7 protein-coding genes are annotated in these 12,032 nt (G+C 36.3%); all 7 read right to left on the bottom strand.

The window, feature by feature from the left end; translation table 11 throughout:
- Positions 1-4: 4 nt before the first annotated feature.
- The 7 genes from G7B20_RS13215 to G7B20_RS13245 all read right to left on the bottom strand — a co-directional run bounded on the left by G7B20_RS13215 (position 5) and on the right by G7B20_RS13245 (position 12,025).
- Positions 5-3,286, bottom strand: a complete 3,282-nt coding sequence (locus G7B20_RS13215) for a SusC/RagA family TonB-linked outer membrane protein (protein WP_164111886.1) — start codon at positions 3,284-3,286, stop codon at positions 5-7.
- A gap of 232 nt (positions 3,287-3,518) precedes the next feature.
- Complete coding sequence (locus G7B20_RS13220) at positions 3,519-4,679, bottom strand: FecR family protein (RefSeq protein WP_164111887.1); 1,161 nt, start codon at positions 4,677-4,679, stop codon at positions 3,519-3,521.
- 148 nt (positions 4,680-4,827) lie between these two features.
- Positions 4,828-5,406 (bottom strand): RNA polymerase sigma factor, encoded by a 579-nt coding sequence (locus G7B20_RS13225; protein ID WP_164111888.1) that lies wholly within the window; start codon positions 5,404-5,406, stop codon positions 4,828-4,830.
- A gap of 1,011 nt (positions 5,407-6,417) precedes the next feature.
- Positions 6,418-7,764 (bottom strand): TlpA family protein disulfide reductase, encoded by a 1,347-nt coding sequence (locus G7B20_RS13230; RefSeq protein WP_164111889.1) that lies wholly within the window; start codon positions 7,762-7,764, stop codon positions 6,418-6,420.
- Between the two features lie 4 nt (positions 7,765-7,768).
- Complete coding sequence (locus G7B20_RS13235) at positions 7,769-9,106, bottom strand: TlpA family protein disulfide reductase (RefSeq protein WP_164111890.1); 1,338 nt, start codon at positions 9,104-9,106, stop codon at positions 7,769-7,771.
- Positions 9,107-9,153: 47 nt separating this feature from the next.
- Positions 9,154-10,584 carry a BT_3987 domain-containing protein gene (locus G7B20_RS13240; protein WP_164111891.1) on the bottom strand — a complete coding sequence of 477 codons (1,431 nt, stop codon included), beginning with the start codon at positions 10,582-10,584 and terminating at the stop codon, positions 9,154-9,156.
- Between the two features lie 7 nt (positions 10,585-10,591).
- Entirely contained in the window at positions 10,592-12,025 is a 1,434-nt protein-coding gene (locus tag G7B20_RS13245; protein ID WP_164111892.1) for a RagB/SusD family nutrient uptake outer membrane protein, read from the bottom strand.
- Positions 12,026-12,032: the final 7 nt, after the last annotated feature.

The raw sequence follows: 12,032 nt of genomic DNA on the forward strand, positions 1-12,032 counted from the left end.
AATTTTAGAAAGTCACATTAATTCCAGCAGTATATGTTTGTGCGAAGGGATAGGCTGTTCCTCGTTCTGCCTTTACTGTAGAAATACGGAATAAGTCGGTAGTGGAGAACATGATTTTAATTCTTTCTGCACGTAGCTTAGTCTTCCATACTGATTGTACATCATACGTCAAAGAAAGCGCTCCTAAGGTGAACGAATTATATTCTTGTACAAAACGAGTAGTTTGGTAGGAATCCGATGTATCATCTATTCGCTTATATTTTGCCGTATTGCCAGGTTCAATCCATCGATCATATAACACTCTCCTATCGGCATTGTAAAGTGGGTTGGCTCCTTCAACTTTGCTTTTCAGCGTTGAATTGAAAATTTTTCCGCCCACTCGGTATTGGAACAAGGTAAAAAGGTTCCACCCTTTGTAGGTCAAATTAGAAGTAAAATTACCTTCTACTGTCGGTTTAGTATCTCCTACAACTACTTTATCTTTATAATCATAGTCGAATGTATATTCTCCCGATCTTTTGATAAAGACCTCGTTGCCTGTTGCAGGATCTATTCCTGCAGAACGAACGACCATCAAAGCACTTTGTGAACGACCAACTTCATAAGTTCTTAATGGACTTGAACTCGTTGTATTTGCAAGTTTATTTGCTTCTGCATTCATAGCTTCTAATGCATTTGACAACTTTTGAATTCTATTTCTATTATTAATTGCAGCAAACGTAATATTCCAATTCAAGTCTTTGGCTCGATCCCTAATCAAATTAAATCGTAGACGAAAATCGATCCCAATATTCTTCATTTGCCCCATATTTTCGATATAACTACTAAACCCTGTAGAAGGTGCGACATCGATAGGAAGCAATAAGTTTTCTGTTAACTTCATATATCCATCAAGATTTAATTGCATGAAGTTTTGGAATAAACCTAAATCTACCCCTACGTTATAAGATAGTGTATTTTGCCATTTTAATGAAGAATTACCAAACCCCATTAAGATAGCTCCTAAATTTCCATTGTAACCGCTATTCTGTCCGTAACTATAGGTAGTTAATGCTTGGCTTGAAGAAAAATTTAAAGAGCCAGTACTTCCGGCTGAACCTCTAACTTTTAAAGTACTTTCCGCAGATTTCCAGAATTCCTCATTATGTACATTCCATGCAAATCCTAAAGCCCAAAAGGGTGCAAACCTAGAATCTCTACCGAATTTACTAGAACCATCGGTCCGATAAGAAGCATCTAAAAAATAGCGATTGTCATAGCCATAGTTTGCATTTCCAAAAAATCCAACCATTGTCGATTTATCAAAAACACCTTTAGGTTTAGAATTTTCTTGATATTGTGCGGCGAATTCTACAAAAGTCATATCGTCATTCAAAAAGCCTGTTGCTGTAAATCCCTCACCTTCTTTGGAATGGGTCAGCAAATTTGTTCCTATGCCTATATTAAATACATTTTTATGAATGACTTTGTTATAAGCTATCGTTAAGTTCCCATCTATATCAACCGACTCGCTATTTAAAGTGGTATACTTTCCTTTTTTTTCAGGCACTGTCTCCGTTGCGTATTCGGATGAATTAGGCGATCTATAAAATTCATTTTTGTCCAATTGCTTAGAAAGACTAATTCTGCCCTGCATACGTAATGAAGGTATAATTCTCCAGTCCACACTAAAATTATCTTGGATGGAAATGTATTTATTATAATCTTTTTGAGGTAAACTAGCATTAATCATAGGATTATAATTACCATTACTCAACATTAAAATATAATCGCCATTGCCATCATAAATCCGGTCATAAGGATTTTGGTTGGTAAAATTAGAAAATGAACCATAAGGTGAGTTATCGCCCTTAACTTCTTCGACGACTAGATCATTCCGCATTAAGAAATTATTGCCAATATCATAATTAAATACAACACCAATTCCTGTTTTACCACGACCTGACCCGATCATTACTCCACGATCATTTTCCTTTCTTAGATTAATGCCATACCGAAAACTTTTATCTCCACCTTCAAGGTATAAATTGTAACGTTGATTAATTGATGTGCGAAGAGGCTTAGATAACCAATAAGTATCGACTCCTCTCAATATTTCTTTATTGATCTCATTGTATTGCATATCCAATAACATTTGACCTTCATAGTTTCCCAATTTATCAGTCCATTTTCCTGCTAATTTTTCATAATGAAGTTTTTCACTTGCGTTCATTAGATTATAATCTCGCAAATCGGGTGTAGATACAATAAAGTTGGAGTTAAAAGTTGTACGGATTTCCCCTGGTTTTGGTCGTACCGTTCTAATTAAAATTACACCATTTGCACCCCGAGAACCATACAAAGCTGTAGCTGCCGCATCCTTTAAAATAGTTACATTATCAATCCTATTCAAATCTAAATCGTATATTCTCTCTGCACTAACATCAACACCATCTAAAATGAATAGTGGGGCATTAGGATTAGACTTTCCATCATCAGCTGTCCCCCTTAGATCAAATCCATTTTCACCTCTTATAGTTAAATCTGGAATTCGATTTGGGTCAGATCCGAACTCCAAACTTTCTTTCATATGGATAGCCGGATCCAATGCAGATAATGTTTGTAATATATTGCCCATACCTACCTGTCTTATTTCATCACCATTCAAAGTCAATTCTGATCCTGTAAAAGATTCTCTCTTTTTGGCAAAATAGCCAACCGTAACTTCCACATCTTCTAAGTTTGAAGTTTGGGGCTCTAACTTAATTATCAAATCAGCTTTTGCCTTTACTTCTTGCTTTAAATAACCTAAATAAGAGATTTCCAAAATTTGATTTGCATTAGGTACTTTAATTATAAAGCTTCCTTTAGTGTCCGTACGGGCTACACGTTTATGACCTTTTAAAACTACAGTCGCTCCGGACATTCCCTTCCCCTGTTCATCTACAACTTTTCCACGAATAATAATTTCATCCTGTATAATACGCGTATTTGCAGGCAACGAAGTTGTTTGAGGTTTTATTACAATGGTTTTATTTTTAAATGTATACGCTAGATTTTGCTTAGCAAGAACCTGATTCAAGACGCTTTCTAATGACTCCATTTTGAAGTTAGCATCTAATTTCTCAGAATCTTCTAATTTCGATGATTGGTATAAAATATTGTAACCGGTTTGTTTAGCAATCTGGTCGAATACCTCCTTTAAAGAAGTGTTCTTCTTACTAAAAGTAACCTGCTGCGCGATTCCTGTAGCACTTACATGAGCAAAGAAAAAAGTCACTATAATCGCAGTTAAACTAAGACGCATAAAAATTTTCCATTTAAGTACTCTATCAGTACATAATGATGCACCAAGTATATAAGCAAAATGCCCACACTTGATAAAATCATCTAATTTCATATTTTTGTTAATGTTTAATCGTTGTGAAATAATTGATTATCGATATTGGTTAGATTAGAACAGTTAAAGCTTTAACCGGAGATGTTCCCGCATCTTCGGTTATTTTTTACTTGACTGTCTATTACACATAGAAGTAAGCTTATCTCATAACAGTGATCCTCCTTCCTTCAATTTTAAAATGCACACCCCCAGTTAACTCTAATGATTCTAACACACTAGATAAAGTCTCACCTTTTGAAACTCTTCCACTAAATACTTGCTCGGCATCGATTAGATCTTGATATTGTATTTCAATGTCATACCAACGAGCAACTTTGCGCATAATACTTTCTATTGATTCATTATTAAACTTGAAATAACCATTCTTCCAAGCTGTGACCTCTTCCACATCTGCAATTTCAAGATCAATCTTACTATCATTTGACAAAATTACACTTTGTTGTCCTGGAGAAAGCTTTATAGATTGATTTGTATAATTATTGCGAACCCGAACCGACCCTTCCAATAAAGTAGTCTTCACGAGCTGATCCTCCCTATATGCGCTTACATTGAATTGTGTCCCAAGGACTTTGATCTCTTGCTCGTGACTACTTACCACAAACATTTGCTTTTCCTTTTTAGCTACTTCAAAATAAGCTTCGCCATCCAATTCTACACGTCGTTCCTGTTGCGTAAAGCGGGAAGGGTATTTAATAGTCGTTGCGGCATTAAGCCACACCTTAGTACCATCGGGCAATGTAATTTGGTATTGCCCCCCCCTTGGTGTGCTTAGCGTGAGTATTTGTTCCTTTTGTTGCGCTGAAGAGATCGCATCCGAATGTGCTAGCACTCCCGTGCCATCGGTATAAACAATAGAATCTGAACCGATGATAATTCCTTCTTGGTTCTCATTTAAGTTGATAACAGTTCCATCGGCTAGTGTTAGTAATGCACCATTACCTACAGGCGCAATATCATCTGCTACTATTTCTTGGACATTGCTAGATGAGAGTTCTTTTTTAACAGCTAGGTAAAAGTAAAGCCCTATACTGACGCACACAAAAACAGATGCCGCTACAGCAATCCTACTCCAGGAGAGCAGCTGACGATTGGGCCTTACGGATTGCTCCATGAATAATTTCTCTTGTATATCAGCCCATACTAAATCGAGATCTTCCGTACTCTCTGCTAAAGACATTGACTCCTGCAAATCTCCATCCCGATACGCCATGTACCAACTTTCAATAAAGGCAATTTCTTCAGGCGTACATGTACCTTCCTTATATTTATCCAGTATTAGGTCTATTTCTTCTCTTTTCATAATTATTGGCGATCGGTATTTGTACCCGATACTGTATACAAGACAAGAAGCAATGACCTAACATGTAGATGAAAAACAAAAAATATTATAAAAAGCTGTAAATATGCTATTTAAATTAAAAAAGAAAGTATAGGGCTTTGGTTAAAAGCTAGCTTTGGATAAGAAATAGAAGATATGTAAATAGTCCCAGTTTAGTACGTAGGATCTTTAATGCATTGGAAATTTGTCTATTTACGGTAGACTCCGTTATTCCCAACTCTGCAGCAATTTCCTGATGACTAAGATTTAACTTTCTGCTCATCTCAAATACGAGTCTCATCTTATCGGGAAGTGCAGCGATTTCAGCCTCTATGATTTCAGAAAATTGTCTTTCTCTTACCAGATGATCCGTAAAAACCGTGCTTACATCAGCAAATTCTATCATCGAATCTACATACTTAGTCCGTACTTTTTGATGTGCAAAATGATTTAGTATACTATTCCTTAAAGAGGTATACAGATAGCCAGAAAGATTACTGTTACAGGTTATGGTCTTCCGCTTTTCCCAAAAATTCACAAAAACCTCTTGGATAATATCTTTTGTATCTTCTCGATTACCCATTTTTTTGCAAGCGTGGTAGTGTAATACAAATTTGTACCGCTCAAAAATCTCGGTAAAGCTCGATTGGTTGCCTTCTTTGACTAGGGCAACTAGGTCCATATCCGAAAGTGTTGAATAATCTGGCATTGGTTAAATAATTGAGTTATCAAAATTAAGAATTAAAAAATCGATTTACAAACAAGTATTTACCACGAATTTTGACGCTATTGCAAATTAGTAATTTAGCGGTTTACAGTTTGTCAATTGTAAAAAAAACGTTGTTCAAATGATCAAAAAACTCTATGTAGATACTCTTGTCTGCTATATCTATGATGACAATACGCGTAAGATACTTATAAAGTCCGTTTTAATTACTTAAATTCGTCTTTGAAATTTCTCTTCTTTTGGTAACAATTAGCAGATCAAAAATTAGCCGGTCAAACCGTTTGGTATGGCTTTAGAATAATTGGCCTTGTCTTCTTTTTATCCCGTTCCAAACGACCTCTAAACTCTTTTCTAAATCTTGAAGGTCATCCCGAATATATCCGCTGGTATCTCTATCTAATTGGACTGGATGCATTGACCACGATTCCTTTTGCTAAATTATGTCAGGATAACAGGCCAAAGAAATACACATTCCTAAGATTAACTGGCATTATTCTATTTTTTTTGTAATCTTTCTCGTATACGTGTCCAGCTATTTGAGCGGTACATCCGATCGTGTTATGGCGCAATGTTATTATGGCAATAATAGAGTTGGATTCTTGATCTTAGCGAATCTGACACAGAATGTCTATGTATTTTTGACATATTTTAAAGTGGATCATACAATGAATCAAAATCTCTCTTGACTAAACGTGACGAATCCGCAGACTGAATATCTAATTTTCGATTCATCCAGTTAGGATTAATAATGACCAAAGCTAAAAATAGTTTGTTATGGAAAGATGAACATACTGTTAAAAAAAGTATTTTGTTGACACGTTACGTTTAAAACGAATAATATCAACTTTTTCACTGACAAAAACTCAGATCTCAGTAGCGAGCGAAGACCATGCTTCGGAAAGATCTTCTAGATGTAACGGCCTACTGTTACAATAAAAGAGCGGAGAATAATACATTTATTCTCCGCTCTCAAAAATACCGCTATTTTCTACATCATTTTGTCAACTGCTTCTCCAACAACAGTTTCAATGCTGGGTCAGATGGTCGAGGTGCGTATGTAGAGACTATTTTACCTTGTTTGTCAAAAAGCATAAAACGGGGGATACCTTCGATCTGGTAATCGGTAGAAATTTGATTCTTCACATCCCTCACTTGGGTGCTGAGCCCTTTGTAATCTCGGACGTACTCCTCCCACTTGGACTTATTTCTATCAATAGATACAGATAAAAACACGACATCTTTGCCTTTCATCTCTTGGGCCAATGTTTCAAAATAAGGCATTTCCTGTTTACAAGGTCCACACCAGGTTGCCCAAACATCTACCAATACAAGCTTACCTAGGTAATTGGATAGTTTTTTTGTGCTGCCATCTATTAATTCGCCAACGATTTCTTTCGCTTCAGCACCTTTAAACAATCCTGAGCCTTTTATTTTCAGCAACTTTTCAGCAAGAAGTTCGTGATGCTGGGGAAGAAGAAACGTACTAAATCTTTCTTTAAACCCATTAACCTCATCATAACTTTTGGATTCGATTATTCTGTCAATCAGGAAATAACTCTGTATGCTTTTATTGTTAACAAATGATAACATAGGCATTTTGTACGAATTCTGGAGGTCTTTACGTTTCAACCTAGCCATAGCACCATAATAAGAGTTAATAGATCTTAGCCCCCAAGGAATGTCTAACAGTTTTATATCGTTATACAGTTTTTCATTACCAAGTGTCTCATAAAACGCTGGAAAATTAATAGTTTCTCCTTTTTTATTGGCACGTGCCGAAATGGTGGCATGTAGCAGGTAATATTCGGATTCTAAAGCCATAAAATAGCTAAAGAAATCATCAAACGATTGATTACCTGTCCTATTGTAATGTGTGATGTATTCCTGCATTTTTGGATACGTGTCGCTAAGTATAGGAAATATCTCATTCAACGACTTTGTAGCATCCAAAACTGCACTTCTGCTCGTATTAATCAACTTATACCAGTCGTCGATTGCTTTATTCTCTTTCGATAATAGTCCCTCAAATCGCATAGAAGAATTGTAATCTTCAAATTTTAAAACTATCTGGTCATCTGGCTTTAGGTAAAGTATATTATACCATCTTACACGAGGATTATCTGTATATATGTAATAGAAACCTGCTTCGATCTCCTTTTTTATATCGAATTCAAATTTACCTTCGACTACGTTTGATTTGGCTACTAGGGAAGGCTTATTTTTGCTAAAAGAGATAACAGCCAAAACTCCTTTACCCGGTAATTGTCCGCTGATCTTGACTTGAGCGAAAGTATTAGCAAAAGCAAAGATCACAATTAGGATACACAATATTTTTTTCATTTTTTTATTTATTTAGTTCTTCATTAATCATTATTCCTAGCAAGCGGTTGGAAGGCCTGGGGGCATCGACCGATACTATATTGCCTTTCTTATCGAACAGCATGAATCTGGGGATACCTGTAATCTTGTAATTGTCCCTGATAGCCTGATCACCCAACAGCTGTACGCCGGTCAGTTTGTTCTTTTTAAGATACTCTTCCCATTTATGTTTCATATTATCAACAGATACACTCATAAAAACAACATCTTTACCTTCAAACTCATGCTCTAATTTCTGAAGAGAAGGGATTTCTCCTATGCATGGCCCACACCAAGTCGCCCAGACATCTACCACCACAACCTTCCCCACAAAATCACTTAGCGACACCATTTTCCCTGTAATATCGGGGTAAATGAAATTAATCGCCGGGCTACCTTTTGATGTCGACATCAAGGGAGCTCCAAAATTTTGAGCAGCGTTTTTCTGATCTGCTGATTGAAAATAACTACCATACATCTTCATAAATGCATTGTATTTATCTGCCGTTTTTTGCTTTGCTAACTCTTTTAATAAATATCTACTTTTTAAATCATCACCATCTATTTGTTCTAAAAGATAATCGGTATAATTTCCTTCGATATTTTTTGACATATGGGTTCTCTTTACAGAAGAATAAGCTTTTAAATATTCCCAAGCGTACGGAAGTCGTAAGATTTGGGAATTAAGTGGTTTTTCATCTAAGACCTTTTTATGAAATGAAGTAATATTTCCTTTCTCAGGATGTTTTGTCCGCCCGGATGCCAAGAAGGCTAATGCAAAAAACCGAATATCACTTTGAGCCAAGTAATTCATTTCCTCATTGAACTTGATATTTGCGGTTTTTATCTGATCCAAATACTTCCCATAATCAATAACGACTTTCTCTAATTCAGGATAAAAATCAATATAAGTCGTGAGTATACCTTTGGATTTGGTTGCCATGTTGTCCATCTTTTTCAAAATATGAAACCATTGATTGACAAGTATATTTTCAGGGTTGCTCGTCCCAACTAACGCTATATCATTTGATTCGGAATCGATCTTAACAGAAAGTATCTGATCCGGTATCAAGTAAACCCTAAAATAAGTCTTTTCATCGCCTATATAATAAAACCCATAATCATTTGGAATAAGTGTAAATGCAAACGAACCATCTGGACCAAGAGACGTAGAGGCATATTCAACCATATCCCCGTTGAGCACAGTAAATAACTTTATCTGCTTGGCTGTTTCATGCCTATAAGACCCCTTTACAGTGGAATAGGGTGTTTTTGCATTGACCATCAATATCATAGACATTAGTATGGTGAGTATGTATTTCATAGAAATTTGTCTTTTGTTAAAATGATTGTATATTATTAATAATAAAACTATTTGATCGCATTAAACTCTGCAATACTGGTTAGTCCTGCTGAAAATGTTGTTTTTAGCACTTTACACTTAAAGTATCGTGCTGTCACTGCATTAGTAAACTTTACCACCTTAACATCGGGATTGTTTACATTAGTTGTAGGGGAGGTAGGACTTCCAAAATATCGTCCTTCTTGTTTCCAATTGACGCCATCCTCACTGGAAAAAATATCCATTTCTAAGACATTGGAAGTTTGGAATGGTCCATAACTCGGCGTTATTTTGAATCCTTTAATGGTTTCTGTGCCTCCCATGTCGATCTCAAATACTCCCAAATCTTTCTTCGTATCACCTAGCCAGTAGGTGCTATTTTTGCCATCTAATATTTTTTCAATTGAGAAAGTAGCCGATGCGGAATAAGCTGCTTTAATCTTCCATATACTACGATCGACAACATCTCCTACCAATTCGTGGACAGCTCCTTTAAGTATGTTGCTAACAAACAGAAATATGTTAACCCTATCCTTCTCCGGATCGGCAAGTACATTTTTCGGGTCGCTTGAATTCACTTTTATCGGTACCATGTACAAATTGGGAGACTTAAACAGTGCGCTGTTAACTATTTCAACTCGAATACCTGTAGCGGATACCGTCTCATTGGCTTTGACTGTTGCCGTGTTATACAGCTTGTAAGACTCTGCCGGAAAAGGGAGATAATTCGTGTTATGTTGAAGATTATAAGCAGCGACCAGCTCGTCCCTCCCCTCATCATCTACCAACACATCGGCCGGACGATTAATGGCTTGGCTAAGCTTTACCTGTAAAGGAAGAACTTCACTATCGCCATTGCTCACAAAAATCTGCATATCAGACTCCCCCTTTATGCCCGATAATGATGCAGTTAAATTTATAGCACTAACATTAAATCGTATAAACATGAGTTCACTTTTGAGTTGCACACCACTATCCTTACTCTCCAGTTTAATAGGTATCACAAAAACCATCTGCCCGACAGGCAAGCTTGAGACATCTTTTAATCGAACTTTAACCGAATCGGAAGATTGAACCTCGCCCGCTTTTATCATAAGTTCTGGTTCGACAATCTCAAACAAGTCGGACTCGAATACAGGGGATTTATAATTATATAGCATATCGTAGGCATCAATTAAATCCCGATTGTTATCTATCCTAGCACTAACGAAAACATCTCTAGTATACTTTTCTTTTAGAAGTACCCGAAAACCTGCCTCCTGAGCACCTAAATCAATAATATTCATATTGATAATAACGTTGTCCCCACTATTGGTAGGGATATATTTATATGCAGACATATTCTTACTCACATATTCTATCAGGCTACTGGGATCTCCTTCTTTTTTGCAACCCAGAATTAGAACCCCAACGAATATGTAGAAAGATAATCGTAATGATTTCAGTTTATTTATTTTCATATCTATCTTATCTATTATTCTGGATAATTAAATTATTATTCGCAATCAATTTTGGTGCAAATGGCATTAGATAACGAGGTGATAATGCCGGTAAGGTTTTGATTACTGTTTGGGGAGTCCCTCCTAATCGCTCCATTGTCGTCACGTATTTTCCTTCCCTATTTAATCTTTTGAGATCGAACAGACGTAGTCCCCCTTTCAAGTATAACTCCCGTCTTCTTTCTTCAAAAACGAGCTTCAAGGGGTCTTCAACACCAACTTGTATCTCCATAAAATCTACTGTTTTAAAACGGTATTTACGAAGATGGTTTATGACTGCTATTGCTTCGTCTTCCCGTCCGGTCCGTGCTAAACATTCGGCTTTTATGAGCATCATTTCTGGAACACCTATACTGTAGTTAAAAGGTGTATACCACGTATTGGATTTTGAGAAAAATGGATAAACCGCTTTTTGATTCGTTGCCGTATATACAAAGTTATATGCCAACCTAAGATCTTTAGGCTGATAGAGTTCCAGCAAACCTTTACTTATCTCTAGATTTTCAGTGAATTTATTGTAAAATTCAGTATCCATAGTTACTTTTCCGAACAATAACTCGGGATTGGTTTTCTGTTCTTCGAGTGTAGTCAATTTCCCTTTCACTCCCAAAGCCGGCTTTGAAGGATTTACAAACGAAAACAAGCGGTAATCTAGCAACGTATCTCTAATGGATAAAGCCGATTCGGCATGTAATAAAGCTTCATCAAAATGCCCCATCATAAGATGTATTCGTGCTAATAGTGCATATGCAGCCGCTTTTCCTGGATGTAAAATATCCACACCAAAATCAGGTAATTCTTTTGCTTCCAATGCATTTTTTAAGTCCGACAGAATCTGATTATATACTTGTTTAACGGTAGCCCTCTCAGGTAATTCATTCGCATCTGGATGTAAAATTAACGGGACGGATAAGTCTTGATCGGCAGTAGACAGATTATATTCTCGCCCATATATACCTGCCAACTGACTGTAATAGTAAGCTCTATGAATATAGGCTTGTGCTTGTGCTATTGCTTTACGTTCTTCAGATCCATCTATCGCAGCCATAATATTATCTAGAACAATATTTACTTGCAAAATATATTTATACGTATCATTATACATCAAATCCTCGTCCGTAGCATCCCACACTTTATCATTCCACATGTACGTGTTAAGATAATAAGAATTATTACCCGCTTTATCACGAATTCCATCAGTCAGATGAACATCATCACTGACTAAATCCGCAAGAAAATAATTACCCTCGGCTAATTGAGCATTATTCAGTATCTCCTCAAAGTCAGTTACAGTTCTCGGGTTTATAGCCCCCGTATTATTAGGTCGAACATCCAAAAACTTTTCGCATCCCGAAAAGATAACAATTGGTAATAGAAAAAATAATTTAAACAGATTCTTCATAATTCAT

This window comes from Sphingobacterium sp. xlx-96 (genome assembly GCF_011007365.1).
GTDB lineage: Bacteria > Bacteroidota > Bacteroidia > Sphingobacteriales > Sphingobacteriaceae > Sphingobacterium > Sphingobacterium luzhongxinii.